Genomic DNA, 19,427 nt, shown 5'->3' on the forward strand with positions numbered 1-19,427 from the left:
ACACGTGGACTTCACGTTCAACGAGGACCAGCGCGAGTTCAAGGCGCTGCTCCGCCAGTTCGTCGACAACGAGATCAAGCCGGTCGCCCGTGAGTGGGAGCAGGCAGGGCGGTACCCGACCGAGATCGTCGAGGGCATGAAGGAGATGGGCCTCTTCGGCATCACCGTGCCCGAGGAGTACGGCGGCCTCGACCTCGACCCGGTCTCCTTCGGACTCGTCTTCGAGGAGATCGCTCGCGGCTGGATGGGAATCGCCGGCATCCTCGGCTCGCACTCCCTGGCGTGCCGTCTCATCGCCATGCACGGCACCGAGGAGCAGAAGAGCAAGTACCTGCCCGACCTCGCCACCGGCAAGCGTCGTACCGGCATCGGTCTCACCGAGCCTGACGCCGGCACCGACCTCCAGGGCATCCGCACCACGGCCCGCCTGGAGGGCGAGGGCGACGACGCGTACTACGTCGTCAACGGCTCCAAGATGTGGATCACCAACGCCCGCTACGCCGACCCGCTGCCGGTCCTGGTCAAGACCGACCCGTCGGCCTCGCCGGCCCACAAGGGCATGTCCGTCCTCCTGATCGAGGCAGGCACCCCGGGCTTCGAGGTCACCAAGGACATCCCGAAGCTCGGCTACAAGGGCACCGAGTCCTGCGAGATCCTCCTCGACAACGTCAAGGTGCCGGTGAGCCAGCTCGTCGGCGGCATCGAGGGCAAGGGCATGCAGCAGGTGCTCTCCGCCCTGGAGTGGGGCCGCGTCAACATCGCTGCGCGCTCGGTGGGCATCGCCCAGCGCGCCTACGAGGAGGCGTTGGCCTACTCCCAGGAGCGCAAGGCGTTCGGCAAGGCCATCTCGGAGTTCCAGCTCGTGGCCGCCAAGATCGGCGAGCTCGGCACCCAGGTCCAGGCCGCGCGCCTGATGGCCTACTGGGCCGCGGACGCCGTCAAGAACGGTCGCGCCGACGGTGCCACCGGCATGGCCAAGATCTTCTGCTCCGAGGTGGCGCTCCAGGCCTCGATCGACTCGCTCAAGGTGCACGGCGGCTACGGCTACTCGACCGAGTTCGAGGTCGAGCGCCTCTACCGTGACTCCATCCTGATGAGCATCGGTGAGGGCACCAACGACATCCTCCGCACCGTGGTGGCCAAGTCCCTGCTCAAGGGCGAGACGAAGGTCGGCTGATGCTCTCTCGTTCCGCGCTGTACGTCCCCGGTGACGCCCCGGACAAGCTCCGCAAGGCCCTCGACCGTGGTGCCGACGAGCTGATCGTCGACCTCGAGGACGCGGTGGCGCCTGCCAACAAGGCGCTGGCCCGCGACGTGGTCTTCGCCTGGCTCGACGGCATCGAGAAGACCGACGTCAAGATCTGGGTCCGGATCAACCCCGGAGCCGACCGGTTCCTCGACGTCGACGCGATTGCCGAGTGCGAGGAGCTGGAGGGGTTCGTCGTCGCGAAGACCGAGACGGCCGCCGAGCTCGTGGAGCTCGACGCTCGTCTGACGGAGCTCGGCTCCGCGGCCAAGGTGGTGCCCCTGCTGGAGTCGGCCGGTGCGGTGCTCGCCGCCCGCGAGATCGCCGCCGCTCCGCGCGTCGAGCGTCTGCAGATCGGTGAGGCAGACCTCCGTGCCGACGTGGGGATCGAGCCCGGGGTCGACGAGCGCGAGCTGCTCTTCTCACGGTCGTACGTCGTCTTCGCTTCGTCCGCGGCCGGGATCCAGCCGCCGATCGCACCGGTCTCGACCGAGTTCCGCGACCTCGACGCCTACCGTGCCTCGACCGAGGCGCTGGCCCGGATGGGCTTCGTCGGACGCGCCTGCATCCACCCGGCGCAGGCAGCGGTCGCCAACGAGGTCTTCACGCCGTCGGAGGAAAAGGTGGCGTGGGCCCGCGAGGTGCTCGACGCGCTCGAGGCCGCTGAGCAGTCGGGCTCCGGCGTCGCGGTCGACTCCCGCGGTCGGATGCTGGACGAGGCCGTGGCGCGCCAGGCCCGCCTGGTGCTGGCCAGGGTGCGCTGACACAGTCTTCACCACGACTCCCCGGGTGCCGCACGGCGCCCGGGGAGCGGTGCATTTCTCCTCCCGGGCCTGGCCCGGTGACCACCTGACGCACCGTGACGCCCGCGGGAAAAGGCGGGTGTCTCAGGTCACAGGAACCCGGCCAAAAGGCTCCAGCGCGACGGACAAATCATATATCGTCGCCACGTCGTCAGATTTTCTGACGTGCACAGCCTCGTCGTTCCGGGAGTCAGCCCCCGGGTCGACGCTGACAGGAGGATTCAATGCGTTTCAAGAAGTTTCTGGGTGTCGCCGCCACCGGCGCACTCGTCGCGGGCTCCGTGGCGGCCATGGCCGCCCCCGCCCAGGCCGCAACCACGTCCGCCAGCCTTGCCGGTTCCTACGAGTGTTCCGGCAAGTACTCGAGCTTCTCCTTCACCTCGAGCTACACCCCCGGACTTGAGCTGAGCGTTGACGGCACCAAGGCCAGCGCGACGTCCTCGAACATGGGCGCGCTGATCTACAACGGTGCCCCGCTCGGCATGGGCTTCCAGATCCGTGGTGCCGACGTCACCGTCGACACCACGATCAACGGTGCGAGCGTCCAGCTCACTGGTTCCCACGACCTGACCACGCTGACGAGCGCCGAGTTCACCGTGCCTGCGCTCTCGGCTGCGTCCACCGTTGATGACCTGAAGACCGCGCAGATCGCCGGTGTCTCCGCCACGATCGACGTCTTCGTTCCCTTCAGTGGCACGACGGTGCCCGTCGCTATGACGTGCACGGGCACCTCCACCTTGTGGGAGGCACCCGCTGGCCCCTCGATTCCCGAGGGCCACACCGCCTTCGACTGCACCGGTGACTTCGGACCCATGGTCTACACCACGGAGCTCAAGCCCACCGTCAAGCGCGACGGCAAGAACGTCACGATCGCCCTGCAGCCGAACGACCTGGCTGGCATCGTCCCGGTGCCGGTCACCACCAACATGGCTGTGACCATGGGGCTGACCGTCAACGGTGTCGCCGTTGACGCCACCGGCACCGCGGCGACCACGATCGTCCCGAGCACGCCGATCAAGCTGCCCGCTGTGAGCGCCGCGGTCGCCACCACGGCCACGAAGATCGACATCAAGGTCACCTCGATGAAGATCGACGTGCCCTCCTTCAAGATGACGTTCCCGTGCACCTTGGCCGAGCCCGCTGACGCCGGTTCCCACACCGTCGACCCGGCTCCGGTCGTCGTCAAGGCTGCCGCCACCAAGTCGGTGACCAAGGCCACGTACAAGAAGAAGGCCAAGAAGGCCGTCATCAAGACCACGGTGAAGGCCGGCAAGAAGAACGCCACCGGCAAGGTGACGATCGTCGTCAAGAAGGGCAAGAAGGTCGTCGCCAAGAAGACCATCACCCTGAAGAAGGGCCAGGCGACCCTGGTCCTGAAGAAGGGCAAGCTCAAGAAGAAGGGCGTCTACACCGTGAAGGCCAACTTTGTGGGCAACAAGTCCTTCAAGAAGTCGGGCGCCAAGAAGGTCACCTTCCGCGTCAAGTGACCAACGTTCAACACCATCGACGCCCCATCGCGAGAGCGATGAGCTGATGGCACGGCGGGTCCCCGGAGCACTGCTCCGGGGGCCCGTTGCGTGCGTGGGCAGAGTTGCCCGGTGTCGAGGCGCGACCGGGCGGGCGCGACCGATAGCATTCACGAGAAGTCGTCCCTCTTCCAAGGAGTCCCCGTGTCCGACATCAAGGTCGTCCGAGTCCACGCCGATGAGCGCGAGGAACGGACCACCGCCACGGGCACCAAGGCCTGGGAGCTGTTCACCGACGCCGGTGACGTCATCGCCGCCCGCGTCAACGGTGAGCTCAAGGACCTCTCGTACGTCCTCGTCGACGGCGACGTCGTGGAGGCCGTCGAGATGGCCTCCGCCGACGGGCGTGACATCCTGCGCCACTCCACCGCCCACGTGCTCGCCCAGGCCGTGCAGCAGCTGTGGCCCGAGGCCAAGCTCGGGATCGGTCCGCCGATCAAGGACGGCTTCTACTACGACTTCGACGTCGAGACCCCCTTCGTCCCCGAGGACCTGGTCAAGCTCGAGTCCGCGATGCGCAAGATCATCAAGGAGAACCAGCGCTTCGAACGCCGCGTCACCACCGACGCCGACGCGTTGGCCGAGCTGGCCGACGAGCCCTACAAGGTCGAGCTGATCGGCCTCAAGGGAGCGGGCGCCGAGGCTGCGTCGATGGGCGAGGGCGCCTCCGCCGAGGTCGGTGCCGGCGAGCTCACCATCTACGACAACGTCAACCGCAAGGGTGAGGTGGCCTGGTCCGACCTCTGCCGCGGGCCCCACCTGCCGACCACGAAGCGCATCCCCGCCTTCAAGCTGATGCGCACGGCATCGGCCTACTGGCGCGGCGACGAGAAGAACAAGCAGCTCCAGCGCATCTACGGCACCGCCTGGGAGTCCAAGGAGGCCTTGGAGGACCACCTGCACCGCCTCGAGGAGGCCGAGCGCCGCGACCACCGCAAGCTGGGCCGTGAGCTGGACCTCTTCTCCTTCCCCGACGAGCTGGGCTCCGGCCTGCCGGTCTTCCACCCCAAGGGCGGCGTCCTGAAGCGGGTGATGGAGGACTACGTCCGCCAGCGCCACATCGAGGAGGGCTTCGACTACGTCGGCACCCCGCACATCTCGAAGGACGGGCTCTTCCACACCTCCGGCCACCTGCCGCACTACGCCGAGACGATGTTCCCGCCCATGGAGTTCGAGGGATCGAACTACCAGCTCAAGGCGATGAACTGCCCCATGCACAACCTGATCTACCGCAGCCGCGGGCGTTCGTACCGCGAGCTTCCGCTGCGACTCTTCGAGTTCGGCTCGGTCTACCGCTACGAGAAGTCGGGCGTGATCCACGGTCTGACCCGCGTACGCGGCTTCGCCCAGGACGACTCGCACTCGTACTGCACCCCGGAGCAGGCTCCGGAGGAGGTCAAGCACCTGCTCGACTTCATGCTCAGCGTGCTGCGCGACTTCGGCCTCGACGACTTCTACCTCGAGCTCTCCACCCGCGACCCCGAGAGCGACAAGTTCATCGGCTCCGAGGAGCAGTGGGCGATCGCCACCCAGGTCCTCGAGGACGTGGCGAAGGAGTCCGGCCTCGACCTCGTGCCCGACCCGGGCGGTGCCGCGTTCTACGGTCCGAAGATCTCCGTCCAGGCCAAGGACGCCATCGGGCGTACGTGGCAGATGGGCACCGTGCAGTACGACTTCAACCAGCCCGCGCGCTTCGAGCTCGCCTACCAGGCCGCTGACGGGAGCCGTCAGGAGCCGGTGATGATCCACTCGGCCAAGTTCGGCTCGATCGAGCGGTTCATCGGCGTGCTCGTCGAGCACTACGCCGGCGTCTTCCCGCCGTGGCTCGCGCCCGTCCAGGTCGTCGGCATCCCGATCGCCGAGCGCCACGACGACTACCTCAAGGGGATCGTGGCCCAGCTCAAGGCTGCTGGGCTGCGCGCCGAGGTGGACCTCTCCGACGACCGGATGCAGAAGAAGATCCGCAACGCCCAGCTGCAGAAGGTGCCCTTCATGGTCATCGCCGGAGACGCCGACGTGGAGGCGGGCGCGGTCTCCTTCCGCTACCGCGACGGTCGTCAGGACAACGGCGTGCCGGTGGCCGAGGCCATCGAACGCATCAAGGCGGCGGTCGACAGCCGGGAGCAGGTCTGAGCCATGGAGCAGCAGGGGATCGGTGAGGCCGACGGCCTCCAGCGGTTGTGGACGCCCTACCGCATGGCCTACATCCGCAAGGAGGCGGCCGCGAAGGCCGAGGGCACCCAGGAGTGTCCCTTCTGCACGATCCCTGACGGGGATGACCGCGAGGGGTTGATCATCGCCCGGGGGGAGCACTGCTACGCCGTGCTCAACCTGCACCCCTACAACCCCGGCCACCTCATGGTCATCCCGTTCCGCCACGTGGCGGAGCTGGAGGACCTGACGCCCCAGGAGTCGGCCGAGCTGATGAGCATGACCCAGTCGGCGGTGCGTGCGGTCAAGACCGTGAGCCAGCCGCGCGGTCTCAACATCGGGCTCAACCTCGGCTCTGCGGCGGGTGGCTCCCTGGCCTCGCACCTGCACCAGCACGTCGTCCCGCGGTGGGTGGGCGACGCCAACTTCATCACCGTCACCGGCAACACGAAGGTGATCCCCGCACTCCTCGCCGACACCCGCGACATGTTGGCCGAGGCCTGGCAGTGAGTCCCGGCCAGGATCCCGACGCTGCACTGGCGCGGGAACTGGTCGAGGGAGCGGCGCGACTGGCCGGGTCGTACTTCCGCCAGGGGGTCTCCGCCCGCGCCAAGTCCAACCCCACCGACCTGGTGACGGTCGCGGACGCGGAGGCGGAGGCGTACGTCGTCTCGCAGCTCGCTGCGCACCGTCCGCTCGACGGGGTGCTGGGGGAGGAGGGCGCGGCCCGCGCGGGGACCTCGGGCCGCAGCTGGGTCATCGATCCTGTCGACGGGACCTACAACTTCGTCCGCGGTGCCGAGTGGTGGTGCTCGGCACTCGCCCTGGTCCACGGCGACGACCTGCTCCTGGGCGCGGTGCACGACCCCGCGCACGGCCAGACCTTGGTGGGCGGCCCCGGGAGGGGTGTGCGTGTCACCTCCAGCGTGGGTGAAGAGGGCGCGGGCGCCGCACGCCTGGAGCCCCTGGGCGACCGGTCCCTGTCCCAGGCGTGCGCCGCGACCTACCTGCACCCGCCGTTCTTCGGCACCGAGGTCGGGGACGCGTGGCAACGGGTCGTGCAGCGCGTGGGCACCTACCGGCTCCACGGATCCGGCTCGCTCGATCTGGCGGCGATCGCGCAGGGACGTCTTGACCTCTTCCTGCACCACAGTGTCCCCGCATGGGACCGGCTGCCTGGCCAGGCGCTCGTCGAGGCGCTCGGGGGCACGACGCGTACGGTCGAGGCCGCCGGGGTGGAGTGGTTCGTCGCCGGGGTGCCGACTGCCGTGGCCGAGGCTTGCGAGCGGTTGGCGGACCGCTAGTCTGGCGACCCCATGTTGGAACACCTCCGCGGCCTCATGACGAAGGTCCTCATCGCGCCCATCGCCCGCCTGCTGCTGCGCCTCGGGCTCGGTCCCGACGCCATCACCGTGATCGGGACGGTGCTCACCTGCGCCTCCGCCCTCTGGTTGGTCCCGCAGGGTCACCTGATGATCGCCCTGGTGCTGGTCACGGTCTTCGCCCTCTTCGACCTGCTCGACGGCACGATGGCCCGGCTCAGCGGCCGCACCAGCGCGTTCGGTGCCTTCCTGGACTCGACCCTCGACCGGGTGGCTGACGCCGTCGTGTTCGGCTCGGTGATGCTCTACTTCGCTGGGCCGGGCGACTCGCTCTTCGGTCAGGCGATGGCCCTGTGGTGCCTGGTCACCGGTGTCTCGACCTCGTACGCCCGAGCCCGGGCCGAGTCCGTCGGGTTCACCGCACGGGTCGGGATCATGGAGCGGGCCGACAGGCTGGTCCTGCTGGGTCTCGCCGCGATCGCGGCCGAGGTCGCCGGAGACCCGCTGGTCTTCGCGTGGGGCCTGGCCCTGCTGGGCGCGCTGAGCACCGTGACGGTGCTGCAGCGGATCCTGAGCGTGCGCCGCCAGGCGCTCGACGTGTCCAGCGCTCCGGGCTGAACCCGTGGGCGACCCGCTCGGCGGCGCCGAGATCGTCCCCACCGAGCGGCACTCGGCGCTCGTGCTGCGCCTCGACGGCCAGGCACAGTCCTACGTCGACCTGGACGACCCGACGTTCCTCGCCTTCGACTACGTACGCCGACTCGGCGACGTGCTGGACGGGTTCGCCCAGCCCGGGCACACGGTGCGGATCGTCCACGTCGGTGGGGCAGGGCTGACGCTCCCGCGCTACGTGGCCGCCACCCGGCCGCGCTCCGCGCAGGTCGTCCTGGAGCCCGACGTGGCGCTGACCGAGATGGTCCGCGCCGAGCTCCCGCTGCCCCCGCGCAGCGGGATCAAGGTGCGGCCGCAGGACGGGCGTACCGGCGTGGCCGGACTGCGGAGCGACAGCGTCGACCTGGTCCTGGTCGACGCCTTCGCTGGCGGCAGGGTGCCCGGCGACCTGGCCACCGCGGAGTTCTTCGCCGACGCCGGTCGGGTCCTGGCGCCGGGTGGGTTGCTGCTGCTCAACCTGGCCGACCGGGCCCCCTTCACCTGGACCCGTCGGGTGCTGGCCGGGGTCCTCACCACCTTCGTCACCGCCTCGGTCCACCTGGAGGCGGCGACGAGGCGGGGGCGCCGGGCGGGGAACGTCCTGGTGGTCGCGGGGGAGGACGCAGCCACGGTGGACCGGGTGACGGCACACCTCCGGACGAGGCCCAGCGACTTCGAGGTGGTGGCAGGGGCGCAGGTGGGCGCCACCTTCGGCGGGGGCCGGGCCTTCACCGACGCCGACACCGAGCCCTCACCGCGGCCCGGCGAGGCGTGAGCCTCGGGCGCGACGGCCGAGTCCACGCCGGCAGCTCTGGCCGCAGCGTGCCCTTCGGCGAGCCTAGGATCGCCGCATGACCGAGAACGCCACTGAGACCACCGTGGGCATCGCTGCGAGCACCACCGGCACCATGCGCGTGAAGCGCGGCATGGCCGAGATGCTCAAGGGCGGGGTGATCATGGACGTGGTCACGCCCGAGCAGGCGAAGATCGCCGAGGACGCCGGCGCCGTGGCGGTGATGGCGCTCGAGCGCGTGCCCGCCGACATCCGTGCCCAGGGCGGCGTCTCCCGGATGAGCGACCCGGACATGATCGACGGCATCATCGACGCCGTCTCGATCCCGGTGATGGCGAAGGCCCGCATCGGCCACTTCGTCGAGGCGCAGGTGCTGCAGAGCCTCGGCGTCGACTACGTCGACGAGTCCGAGGTGCTGACCCCGGCCGACTACTCCCACCACATCGACAAGTGGGAGTTCGCCGTGCCCTTCGTCTGTGGGGCGACCAACCTCGGTGAAGCGCTGCGACGCATCACCGAAGGGGCGGCGATGATCCGGTCCAAGGGTGAGGCGGGCACCGGTGACGTCTCCAACGCCGTCACCCACATGCGCACCATCCGGGGCGAGATCCGTCGCCTCGCCGGCCGCTCGAAGGACGAGCTCTACGTGGCCGCGAAGGAGCTCCAGGCGCCCTACGACCTGGTGGCCGAGGTGGCCGAGCGTGGCCAGCTCCCGGTCGTCCTCTTCTCGGCGGGTGGCATCGCCACGCCCGCCGACGCCGCGATGATGATGCAGCTGGGCGCCGACGGTGTCTTCGTCGGCTCCGGCATCTTCAAGTCGGGCAATCCGGCCGAGCGCGCCGCTGCCATCGTGAAGGCCACCGCCTTCCACGACGACCCCGACGTGCTGGCGAAGATCTCCCGCGGGCTCGGTGAGGCGATGGTGGGCATCAACGTCGACGACCTGCCGGTTGGACACCGGCTGGCCGAGCGCGGCTGGTGACTGCGTCCGTCCTAGGATCGTGCCGCCGACATCGAGGCGATCCAGGACGGAGCAGGCGTGGCCGACGAACGGGACGAACGGGAGCTGCGCGACACCGCGCGACTCCTGGTGCGGTCAGGGCTCGACAGCGCCGAGGCGCTGGAGGAGACCTTCACCGAGATGGTCAGGCTCCAGATGCCGCACACTGATCCGGCGATCATGGCGCGGGCATGGTTGCTCGCTGCCCACCGCGAGTGGGTCCGTGACGCAGGGACCTGGGGCGTCCCGACCGACCACGACCGACTGACGGCCGCTTTCGACGAGTGCCGCTCCCACTCAGTGACGGTGCTCGAGGGCGTCGGTGACCTCGCCGAGGTGCGCCGGGTGGTCGAGGCCAGCACCCCACCCCTGCGGGGAGTTCTCTGGTTCGGGCGTGAGGCGGTCTTCGACGCCCTCGGCACCGGAGTGCTGCTCGTGGGTCTCCGGCACGGCAACGGTGCCCCCGTCGAGGTCGAGGGTGACCCGCTGGGGGCCGCGGTGGCCGGCTGCCTCGAGCGGCACGGGATTGCGTCACGACCGGTGGTGGGCGGCCTGGAGGTCGCCACCTGGTGGCAGCGTCGCCCTGCGCAGGTGACGGCCGCCTAGGCTGCGCCCATGTCCAGGCCCCGGATCGGAGTCCTCGCTCTCCAGGGCGACGTCCGCGAGCACTGCGCGACGCTCACTCGCTGCGGCGCCGACGTGGTGGGCGTACGCCGCGAGCACGAGCTCGTCGCGCTCGACGGCCTCGTGCTACCGGGCGGCGAGTCGACTGCGATCGTCAACCTGGCACGCATCTTCGGGCTGCTCGAGCCGCTGCGTACGGCGGTGGTGTCAGGACTGCCCGTGCTCGGCACCTGCGCGGGGATGGTGCTGCTGGCCGACCGGCTGGTCGACGCCATGGAGGGCCAGCAGACCGTCGGCGGGCTCGACGTGACCGTGCGTCGCAACGGGTTCGGGCGTCAGGTCGACTCCTTCGAGCAGGACCTCGAGATGGCTGGCGTCGAGGGCCCTGTGCACGCCGTCTTCATCCGCGCGCCCTGGGTCGAGGAGGCGGGCGCGGACGTCGAGGTGCTGGCGCGAGTACCTGACGGCGCGGCCAGCGGTAGGATCGTCGCCGTTCGCCAAGGCGCCCTGATGGCCACCTCGTTCCACCCGGAGGTGGGCGGGGACCCACGGGTCCACCGGTCGTTCCTCGACCTGGTGCACGGGACCTGAGCGCGGCGCGGAGACCAACGGAGACGGAAGAGGGACTCATGTCAGGCCACTCCAAGTGGGCGACCACGAAGCACAAGAAGGCCGCGATCGATGCCAAGCGCGGCAAGCTGTTCGCCAAGCTGATCAAGAACATCGAGATCGCCGCCAAGATGGGCGGCCCTGACCCGGCCGGCAACCCCACGCTCTTCGACGCCATCCAGAAGGCCAAGAAGCAGTCGGTGCCCAACAAGAACATCGACTCGGCCGTCAAGCGTGGCGGCGGCCTCGACGGTGGCGGCGTCAACTACGAGACGATCATGTACGAGGTCTACGGCGCCGGCGGCGTCGGCATCCTCGTCGAGTGCCTCACGGACAACAAGAACCGTGCCGCCATGGAGGTCCGCACCGCGGTGAGCCGCAACGGCGGCACGATGGCGGACCCCGGGTCGGTCTCGCGACTCTTCGGCCGCAAGGGCGTCGTCGTGCTCCCCAAGAGCCAGGACGGCAAGGAGATCGTCGAGGACGACGTGCTCGAGGCGACGCTCGACGCCGGCGCCGAGGACGTCAACGACCACGGTGACTCCTTCCAGGTGGTCTCGGACCCCTCTGACGTGGTCGCGGTCCGCGTGGCCGTCCAGGAGGCGGGGATCGACTACGACTCCGCCGACGTGGAGTTCGTGGCCAGCATGGACATCCCCGTCGACGCCGAGGCGGCCGCCAAGGTCTTCAAGCTGATCGACGCCATCGAGGACCTCGACGACGTGCAGAACGTCTTCTCCAACGTCGACGTCTCCGACGAGGTCATGGCCGAGCTCGAGGACTGACGGGTCGCCGGCCTCCCCTGACCGCCTCGGAGTCCTAGGCGCGACGCACCACGACGACGCCCGGACGGGGGAAGGTGTGGGTGTGGGGCCACGTGCTGGCCGGACTCTCGAAGGTGGCGCCGTCGACCTCTCCCGGGTGCTGGACAGCGACGAGCACCGACTGCTGGTCCGGGGCGATGAAGGGGCCGCAGGTCTCGGCGCCGAGGGGCACCGTGAGGAACTGCTCCACGAGGCCGCGGCGCGAGCCGTCGACCGGCACCCGGAAGAGCCCGTCGTTGGACCCCAACGCGTTGCCGTCGGTGGAGATCCACAGGTTGCCCACGGCGTCGAAGGCCACGTTGTCGGGGCAGCTGATAGGGCTGACGAGCTGCTTGGGGAAACCGGCGAACCACGTCTCGGGCGCCTGTGGGTCCCCGCAGACCAGCATCAGGTTCCAGGCGAACGTGGTGCCGGTGTGCCCGCCGCGTCCCGGCTCGAGCTCCAGCACGTAGCCGTTGCGGTTGCCGGAGGCGCGAGTGAGCGGCGCACCGAGGGCGGCGCGGACGTACGAGGACGAGACGGGGTTCGCCTCGTCGGGCGGGTTCCTGGTACCGCGGTTGGAGTTGTTGGTCAGCGCGGCGTAGACCCGTCCGTTCACCGGGTTGACCTCCACGTCCTCGGGGCGGTCCATGCGGGTGGGGGAGACCTGGTCGGCGGCGAGCCGGGTGTCGATGAGCACCTCCGCCACCGACATCCCCGGCACGTAGGAACGTCGGTCGTCGGCCAACCTGATCCACTCGCCGGTGCCGTCGTGCACCCCGTCGTCGGGGCCGTCTCCGTCCAGGCGGGCCACCCAGAGCGTGCCCTCGGTGAGGAGCGTCAGGTTGTGGCGACGCGCCCGTGCCGAGGGGCGGGGGTCGTAGGTCGACCGGGAGGTGAAGCGGTAGAGGTAGTCCCCACGCTCGTCGTCGCCCATGTAGGCGACGACGTGACCGCTGTCGGCAATCGTCACGTTGGCTCCCTCGTGCTTGAAGCGCCCGAGCATCGTGTGCTTGCGAGGACGCGACGTGGGGTCGGTGGGGTCCACCTCGACGACCCACCCGAAGCGGTAGGGCTCGTGAGGCTCGACCGAGAGGTCGAAGCGTCGGTCGACGGCGCTCCAGCCGCGGCCGGCGCCGGTGATGCCGTAGCGCGCGTAGGAGGCGGCGTGGCGTGGGTCCAGCTCGCCGCTGGCGTCGAAGTACTGGTTGAAGTTCTCCTCGCCGCTGAGCACCGTGCCCCAGGGCGTGGTCCCGCCGGCGCAGTTGTTGAAGGTGCCCAGGACTCGGCGACCGCTGGGGTCGCCCGACGTGCGCAGGCGTGCGTCGCCCGCCGCCGGACCTGTCATCTCGAAGACCGTTCGGTCGTGCAGACGGCGGTTGTGGCGCGCTGACCGGGGGCGTACGACGCTCCACTGGCCCGGGAGACGCCCGCGCTGCACCTCGACGACGGACATGCCGTGGCTGGCGATCGCGACCTCCAGGACCTGCTGGGGGGTGTGGGTGCCTGAGGGGAACATCAGGGGTTCGTCGGTGTACTCGTGGTTGACCACCAGCAGCGCCCGGTCCTTGCGCCGGGGGTGCGGCACGAGCCCGACGTAGTCGTTGTTGTAGCCGAACTGCGTGCGCGCCGCCGCGGCGCTCTGACGCCGGACGTCGAAGCGCGCGGCGTCGCGGGTGACAGGGTCGCCCCAGGCGATGAGCAGGTCGGTGGTGAACCCGTCGGGCACGGAGACCTCGTCGGCGCGGTTCGGAGGCACCGGGGTGAAGGACCACGTGCCGGCACCGGCGCGTGCGACCGGACCCGGACGGGGACGGGGGTGGCGCGGACCCGCCGCAGCGGGTGCGGCGGAGGAGAACGCCAGGACGCCCACGGCGGCAGCGGCCACGCCGCCGCGCAGGACCTGACGCCGCGCCATCGCCCGCTCGGCGACGGTGTGGAACTCCTCGTTGCCTGACACGTTGGGGATCGGCTGGTCACAGGCGTTGCCACACCGGAAGGCGCAGGTCATCGCACTGCGGGAGCCGTGCGGCCCGCGGCTCGGCAGCCCCAGCAGGGCAGTCGGCGACGCGGGGGAGGGAGCGGGACGGGCCGTGGGCCCGGTCGAGCAGGACAAGGGGTGTGGGCTGGTCATGAGTCCTCCGTGGGGCTGGGTGAGGGGGCGCCGAGATGCGCCGGCGGTAGACCCGAGACTCAGGTGGCGAGCCGAAGACAGGGTGCGACCGGGGTGAACGGGGGGCGAACAGTGCGAGGCGCGTGTCGTGCCCCGCCCGGACCGGCCGACGGGATAGCGTGCTCATGCGAACAGGTGTTCGGACCGACGTAGGACGAGGAGGCAGGCCATGCGGGTGCTGGGAATTGACCCGGGACTGACCCGCTGTGGTGTCGGCGTCGTCGACGGTGAGATCGGGCGGCCCCTGACCATGGTCGACGTCGGCGTCATCCGGACGAGCGCGCACCTGCACGTCGCTGAACGACTCGTCACCGTGGAGAAGGGCATCGACGCCTGGATCGACGAGTACCGTCCCGACGCGGTCGCCGTGGAGCGGATCTTCGCCCGCTCGGACTCCAGCACGATCATGGGCACCGCCCAGGCCAGCGGCATCGCGCTGGTCGCCGCGGCCCGACGTGGCCTGCCGGTCGCGCTCCACACCCCGAGCGAGGTCAAGGCCGCGGTCTCGGGGAGTGGCCGGGCGGACAAGGCACAGGTGACGGCGATGGTCATGCGGATCCTGCGCCTGGAGAGCCCGCCCAAGCCTGCGGACGCGGCCGACGCGCTGGCCCTGGCGATCACGCACATCTGGCGCGGCGGGGCCGCGGACCGGTTGCAGGCGGCTGCTGAGGCGCAGCGCCCGAGCGCCTCCCCGACGACCCGCGCCACCCACCTCGTCACGACCAGCCGCATCCCGAGGAGTCGCCCGTGATCTCGTACGTCCGTGGCACCGTCACCGGTGTCAACCTCACCTCTGCTGTGGTCGAGGTCGGGGGGATCGGTCTGCAGGTGCTCTGCTCGCCGGGCACGCTCGCCTCGTTGCGCCACGGCCAGGAGGCCCAGCTCGCGACGAGCTTCGTGGTCCGTGAGGACTCGATGACGCTCTTCGGGTTCCTGGACGAGGACGAGCGGGCCTGCTTCGAGATGGTCCAGACCGCGTCGGGCGTGGGACCGAAGCTGGCGCAGGCGGTGATGGCGGTGATGACGCCCGACGGGCTCCGTCGGGCGATCGCTGACGACGACGTGAAGGCACTGACCCGGGTGCCGGGCATCGGCCAGAAGGGCGCCCAGCGGATCATCCTCGAGCTGCGCGACCGGATCGGGGCACCCGTGGGCGCTTCCGGGTCGCCTGCTCCGTCCGCCACGGACGCGGGCCGTGAGCAGGTGCTCCAGGGCCTGGTCGGGCTCGGATGGTCGGTCAAGGAGGCCGACAAGGCGGTCGACGCGGTGCTGGCCGACGGCAACGACCCGACCGACGTCGGTGGTCTGCTCCGCGCTGCCCTGCAGAAGCTGGGCAAGGCCTGACATGGCCTTCTCCGACGAGTGGTCGGGCGCCGACCCGCACGAGGCCGCCGAGCAGGAGTACCTGCGTACGCTCGTGCAGGCCGAGGCGGACGGCGACGACCGCGCCGTGGAGGCGGCGCTGCGGCCCCGGACGCTCGACGAGGTGGTCGGTCAGGTGCGGGTGCGCGACCAGCTCGGCCTCGTGCTGGAGGCGGCCCGCCAGCGGGGACGTGCCCCCGACCACGTGCTCCTCTCCGGCCCGCCCGGCCTGGGCAAGACCACGCTGGCGATGATCGTGGCTGCCGAGATGCAGACCCCGTTGCGCCTCACCAGCGGTCCCGCGATCACCCACGCCGGCGACCTGGCGGCCATCCTCAGCGGTGTCAACGAGGGCGACGTGCTCTTCGTCGACGAGATCCACCGGATGTCGCGACCCGCCGAGGAGATGCTCTACATGGCGATGGAGGACTTCCGGGTCGACGTCGTCATCGGCAAGGGCCCGGGCGCCACGGCCATTCCGCTCGACATCCCGCCCTTCACGCTGGTCGGAGCCACGACGCGGGCAGGCCTCCTGCCCGGGCCGCTGCGCGACCGCTTCGGCTTCACGGCCCACCTCGAGTACTACGAGCCCGGTGAGCTCGACCTGATCGTGCGCCGGTCGGCAGGCCTGCTCGGGGTGGAGCTCACCTCCGAGGGCGCCGCCGAGATCGCGTCACGCTCGCGCGGCACGCCACGGATCGCCAACCGGCTCCTGCGCCGCGTACGCGACTACGCGCAGGTGCGCGCCGACGGCGTCCTCGACCGCAAGGTGGCCCGTGCGGCGCTCGAGCTGTACGAGGTCGACGAGCTCGGCCTCGACCGTCTCGACCTCGCCGTGCTGGACGTCCTCTGCCGTCGCTTCGGCGGGGGACCGGTCGGGGTGTCGACCCTGGCCGTGGCCGTGGGGGAGGAGCGCGAGACCGTGGAGGAGGTCGCCGAGCCCTTCCTGGTGCGCAACGGGATGCTCGCTCGTACCCCGCGCGGCCGCGTCGCGATGCCCGCTGCCTGGCAGCACCTCGGGCTCACCCCACCGGTGGAGTCGTTCGGGGCACAGCAGGCTCTCTTCGATGAATGACTGCCCCGGTAGACTCACGGAGTTGTCGTCGTCGCCGTTCTGAGGATTCTTCGTGGAGTACCTGCCCCTTGTTGCCATCGCCCTGGTGTTCTGGCTGCTGATCGTCCGTCCTGCCTCGAAGCGCCAGAAGCAGGTGCAGCGGCTCCAGGCCGGCCTGAAGGTGGGCGACAAGGTCGTGCTGACCTCGGGCATCTTCGCCGAGATCACCGAGCTGGCTGACGACCGTGCCCGCGTCCGGGTCGCCGACGGCGTCGAGATCGAGGTGGCCCGTGGCGCCATCGCCGCCGTCGAGGCCCCGGAGCCGGCGCCCGAGACCCACGAGGAGCTGTGACTGCCGTGGAGGACAACCTCACGGTGGCCCGCGAGGCGATGCACCGCCTGGTGAAGGACGTCCACGACTATCCCGAGCCCGGTGTCGTCTTCAAGGACATCACCCCCTTGCTGGCGGACCACGACGGGTTCCACGCCTCGATCCTCGCCCTCGCCGACGCCGGCCGTGACGCCTCCGGCGAGGTCGTCGTGGACAAGGTCCTGGGCATGGAGGCACGCGGCTTCATCCTGGGAGCCCCCGTTGCGCTCAACCTCGAGACGGGGTTCGTGCCGGTGCGCAAGGCCGGAAAGCTGCCGCGCGCCCTCCTGGCCCAGGCGTACTCGCTGGAGTACGGCGAGGCCACGCTGGAGATGCACGCCGATGCCGTGTCACCGGGCGACCGGGTCCTGCTGGTCGACGACGTGCTCGCCACCGGCGGGACCATGGCCGCGACGTGCCGCCTGGTCGAGGCGGCCGGTGGAGTCGTCGTGGGGGCTGCCGTGCTGATGGAGCTGGGCTCCCTGTCGGGGCGTGACTCCCTCGGTGACGTGCCCTGTACCTCACTCGCCGTGATCTGACCCGACTAGACTGTCGCAATGGTCGAGGACAACCGCGCAGCAGTGGAACGGGCCCGCCCTGCCGACACCGGGACGACTGCTCGTTCGATGCGCACGCGGTTGGCCCGCATCGGCAACCGGAGCCAGTCGGGCAACCCGGTGCTGGAGCCGCTGTTCCGCGCCGTGCGGACCAACCACCCGAAGGCCGACCTCGCACTCCTGGAGCGGGCGTACCGCACCGCTGAGCGCCTGCACGCTCCGCAGAAGCGCAAGAGCGGCGACCCCTACATCACCCACCCCCTGGCCGTCACCACGATCCTCGCCGAGATCGGGATGACCGAGCCGGTGCTCGTCGCGGCACTGCTCCACGACACGGTCGAGGACACGCCCTACACGCTCGAGGAGCTCACCGCCGAGTTCGGTGCGGAGGTCGCGGCGCTCGTCGACGGCGTGACCAAGCTCGACAAGGTGCAGTACGGCGCCGCCGCGCAGTCCGAGACGATCCGCAAGATGATCGTGGCGATGTCCAAGGACATCCGCGTCCTGGTCATCAAGCTCGCCGACCGGCTCCACAACATGCGCACGCTGCGCTACGTGCCCCAGGCGAGCCAGGAGCGTACGGCGCGCGAGACGCTCGACATCTACGCGCCGCTCGCCCACCGCCTGGGCATGAACACGCTCAAGTGGGAGCTGGAGGACCTCGCCTTTGCGACCCTGCACCCCAAGATCTACGACGAGATCGTGCGGCTCGTCGCGGAGCGCGCTCCCCAGCGCGACCAGTTCCTGGCCCAGGTCATCGCGCAGGTCGAGCAGGACCTGCGTGACGCGAAGATCAAGGCGAAGGTCACGGGCCGACCGAAGCACTACTACTCGATCTACCAGAAGATGATCGTCGGAGGTCGCGACTTCTCCGAGATCTACGACCTGGTCGGGATCCGAGTCCTGGTCGAGGACGACCGCGACTGCTACGCCGTGATGGGCGTCCTGCACGCGCGCTGGAACCCGGTCCTGGGGCGCTTCAAGGACTACGTCGCGATGCCCAAGTTCAACATGTACCAGTCGCTGCACACGACGGTGATCGGTCCGACCGGCAAGCCGGTGGAGATCCAGATCCGCACCTTCGCGATGCACCGTCGCGCCGAGTACGGCGTGGCAGCGCACTGGAAGTACAAGGAGGACTCGCGCAGCGGCGTCGACACCGACCGCCAGGCCGACAAGGACGACATGGCCTGGCTGCGCCAGCTCATGGACTGGCAGAGCGACGTCGAGGACCCGGGGGAGTTCCTCGACTCCCTGCGCTTCGAGATCAACCGCGCCGAGGTCTACGTCTTCACCCCACGCGGTGACGTGATCGCCCTACCGACGGGGGCCACCCCGATCGACTTCGCGTACGCGGTGCACACCGACGTCGGGCACCACACCATCGGTGCCCGGGTGAACGGGCGCCTGGTGCCGTTGGAGTCCACCCTGGACAACGGTGACGTGGTGGAGGTCTTCACCTCCAAGGCCGCCACGGCCGGGCCCTCGCGCGACTGGCTCAACTTCGTGAAGTCCCAGCGTGCCCGCTCCAAGATCCGCCAGTGGTTCACCAAGGAGCGGCGCGAGGAGGCGATCGAGCGCGGCAAGGACGAGATTGCCAAGATGATGCGCAAGGAGGGCCTGCCGCTCAAGCGCCTGCTCTCGCACGACGCGCTCACCCAGGTGGCCGAGCACTTCAAGCTGGCCGACGTGACGGCGCTGTACGCAGCAGTGGGAGAGCACAACCTCTCCGCCCAGGCCGTCGTGCAGCGAGTCCTGCAGCTCCACGGTGGCACCGAGGGCGTGGCGGAGGACGTGGCCGAGGCCGTCACCATCACGGGTCGCCGCAACCGTCCCAAGCAGCCGGCGCCCAGCGACAGCGGGGTCGTGGTCCAGGGGAGCAGCGACGTCTGGGTGAAGCTGGCGAAGTGCTGCACCCCGGTCCCGCCCGACGACATCATCGGCTTCGTCACCAAGGGCGGTGGCGTCTCGGTGCACCGCAAGGACTGCACCAACGCCGCAGGGCTGGAGGCCCAGGCCGAGCGCCTGATCGCCGTCGAGTGGGAGCCCAACTCGCAGAGCACCTTCCTGGTCAACATCCAGGTGGAGGCGCTCGACCGGGCGCGCCTGCTCTCGGACATCACCATGGCGCTGGCCGACACCCACGTCAACATCCTCAGCGCCACGCTCCAGACGACCCGCGACCGGGTGGCGAAGAGCCGATTCACCTTCGAGATGGCCGACGCCACGCACCTCGACAACGTCCTGCGCTCCGTCCGCGGCGTGCCGGGAGTCTTCGACGCCTACCGCGTCACCCAGTAGCACGCGCCGGGCGTCCCGACCTGGCGTCCTTCGCCGGGTGGGTCTCGGCTCCGACGCGACGAAGCCGCCGCTCCCACGGGGA

19 protein-coding genes are annotated in these 19,427 nt (G+C 70.0%); 18 read left to right on the forward strand and 1 reads right to left on the reverse strand.

The features are described from left to right. Positions 1-4 precede the first annotated feature (4 nt). The 12 genes from FCL41_RS07700 (at position 5) to FCL41_RS07755 (ending at position 11,510) form a co-directional block, all read left to right on the forward strand. Positions 5-1,177, forward strand: a complete 1,173-nt coding sequence (locus FCL41_RS07700) for an acyl-CoA dehydrogenase family protein (RefSeq protein ID WP_137065494.1) — start codon at positions 5-7, stop codon at positions 1,175-1,177. Then, positions 1,177-2,010: an HpcH/HpaI aldolase/citrate lyase family protein gene (locus FCL41_RS07705; protein ID WP_137065495.1), complete on the forward strand. Its 834-nt coding sequence runs from the start codon at positions 1,177-1,179 to the stop codon at positions 2,008-2,010. The genes FCL41_RS07700 and FCL41_RS07705 overlap by 1 nt, the downstream gene beginning before the upstream one ends. A 263-nt stretch (positions 2,011-2,273) precedes the next feature. Further along, positions 2,274-3,536, forward strand: a complete 1,263-nt coding sequence (locus tag FCL41_RS07710) for a hypothetical protein (protein ID WP_137065496.1) — start codon at positions 2,274-2,276, stop codon at positions 3,534-3,536. Between the two features lie 183 nt (positions 3,537-3,719). Next, a complete protein-coding gene (thrS, locus tag FCL41_RS07715; protein ID WP_137065497.1) occupies positions 3,720-5,708 on the forward strand; it encodes a threonine--tRNA ligase in 1,989 nt (662 codons plus the stop codon). A 3-nt stretch (positions 5,709-5,711) separates the two neighbouring features. After that, the gene (locus tag FCL41_RS07720) at positions 5,712-6,236 is read left to right on the forward strand and encodes an HIT family protein (RefSeq protein ID WP_137065498.1); all 525 of its coding nucleotides are present in this window, start codon (positions 5,712-5,714) and stop codon (positions 6,234-6,236) included. Beyond that, the gene (locus FCL41_RS07725; RefSeq protein ID WP_212723098.1) at positions 6,233-7,030 is read left to right on the forward strand and encodes an inositol monophosphatase family protein; all 798 of its coding nucleotides are present in this window, start codon (positions 6,233-6,235) and stop codon (positions 7,028-7,030) included. The genes FCL41_RS07720 and FCL41_RS07725 overlap by 4 nt, the downstream gene beginning before the upstream one ends. Before the next feature lie 12 nt (positions 7,031-7,042). Further along, the gene (gene pgsA / locus FCL41_RS07730) at positions 7,043-7,666 is read left to right on the forward strand and encodes a phosphatidylinositol phosphate synthase (RefSeq protein WP_137065499.1); all 624 of its coding nucleotides are present in this window, start codon (positions 7,043-7,045) and stop codon (positions 7,664-7,666) included. Between the two features lie 4 nt (positions 7,667-7,670). Beyond that, positions 7,671-8,474, forward strand: coding sequence for a spermidine synthase (locus FCL41_RS07735; RefSeq protein WP_137065500.1), 804 nt, complete (start codon positions 7,671-7,673; stop codon positions 8,472-8,474). Positions 8,475-8,550: 76 nt separating this feature from the next. After that, the gene (pdxS, locus tag FCL41_RS07740; RefSeq protein ID WP_137065501.1) at positions 8,551-9,474 is read left to right on the forward strand and encodes a pyridoxal 5'-phosphate synthase lyase subunit PdxS; all 924 of its coding nucleotides are present in this window, start codon (positions 8,551-8,553) and stop codon (positions 9,472-9,474) included. A 57-nt stretch (positions 9,475-9,531) separates the two neighbouring features. After that, the gene (locus FCL41_RS07745) at positions 9,532-10,098 is read left to right on the forward strand and encodes a DUF6891 domain-containing protein (RefSeq protein ID WP_137065502.1); all 567 of its coding nucleotides are present in this window, start codon (positions 9,532-9,534) and stop codon (positions 10,096-10,098) included. Positions 10,099-10,107: 9 nt separating this feature from the next. After that, positions 10,108-10,707: a pyridoxal 5'-phosphate synthase glutaminase subunit PdxT gene (pdxT, locus tag FCL41_RS07750; protein ID WP_137065503.1), complete on the forward strand. Its 600-nt coding sequence runs from the start codon at positions 10,108-10,110 to the stop codon at positions 10,705-10,707. A 38-nt stretch (positions 10,708-10,745) separates the two neighbouring features. Continuing rightward, entirely contained in the window at positions 10,746-11,510 is a 765-nt protein-coding gene (locus tag FCL41_RS07755; protein WP_137065504.1) for a YebC/PmpR family DNA-binding transcriptional regulator, read from the forward strand. A gap of 34 nt (positions 11,511-11,544) precedes the next feature. Here FCL41_RS07755 and FCL41_RS07760 read toward each other — a convergent pair whose 3' ends face one another. After that, positions 11,545-13,662, reverse strand: coding sequence for a PhoX family protein (locus tag FCL41_RS07760; RefSeq protein ID WP_137065505.1), 2,118 nt, complete (start codon positions 13,660-13,662; stop codon positions 11,545-11,547). 217 nt (positions 13,663-13,879) lie between these two features. Here FCL41_RS07760 and ruvC point away from each other — a divergent pair, with 217 nt between their 5' ends. From ruvC to FCL41_RS07790, 6 genes are all read left to right on the forward strand, one after another. Beyond that, positions 13,880-14,452 (forward strand): crossover junction endodeoxyribonuclease RuvC, encoded by a 573-nt coding sequence (gene ruvC, locus FCL41_RS07765; protein WP_212723138.1) that lies wholly within the window; start codon positions 13,880-13,882, stop codon positions 14,450-14,452. Further along, positions 14,449-15,045: a Holliday junction branch migration protein RuvA gene (gene ruvA, locus FCL41_RS07770; protein ID WP_137065507.1), complete on the forward strand. Its 597-nt coding sequence runs from the start codon at positions 14,449-14,451 to the stop codon at positions 15,043-15,045. Before ruvC ends, ruvA begins: the two co-directional genes overlap by 4 nt. A 1-nt stretch (position 15,046) precedes the next feature. Then, positions 15,047-16,138, forward strand: coding sequence for a Holliday junction branch migration DNA helicase RuvB (gene ruvB, locus FCL41_RS07775; protein ID WP_137065508.1), 1,092 nt, complete (start codon positions 15,047-15,049; stop codon positions 16,136-16,138). A gap of 52 nt (positions 16,139-16,190) precedes the next feature. Beyond that, positions 16,191-16,469, forward strand: coding sequence for a preprotein translocase subunit YajC (gene yajC / locus FCL41_RS07780; RefSeq protein WP_137065509.1), 279 nt, complete (start codon positions 16,191-16,193; stop codon positions 16,467-16,469). A gap of 38 nt (positions 16,470-16,507) precedes the next feature. Beyond that, the gene (locus FCL41_RS07785) at positions 16,508-17,026 is read left to right on the forward strand and encodes an adenine phosphoribosyltransferase (protein WP_137066030.1); all 519 of its coding nucleotides are present in this window, start codon (positions 16,508-16,510) and stop codon (positions 17,024-17,026) included. An 87-nt stretch (positions 17,027-17,113) separates the two neighbouring features. Then, positions 17,114-19,345 carry a RelA/SpoT family protein gene (locus tag FCL41_RS07790; protein WP_137066031.1) on the forward strand — a complete coding sequence of 744 codons (2,232 nt, stop codon included), beginning with the start codon at positions 17,114-17,116 and terminating at the stop codon, positions 19,343-19,345. Positions 19,346-19,427 lie beyond the last annotated feature (82 nt).

It is taken from the genome of Nocardioides jishulii (assembly GCF_006007965.1).
GTDB classification, from domain to species: Bacteria; Actinomycetota; Actinomycetes; order Propionibacteriales; family Nocardioidaceae; genus Nocardioides; species Nocardioides jishulii.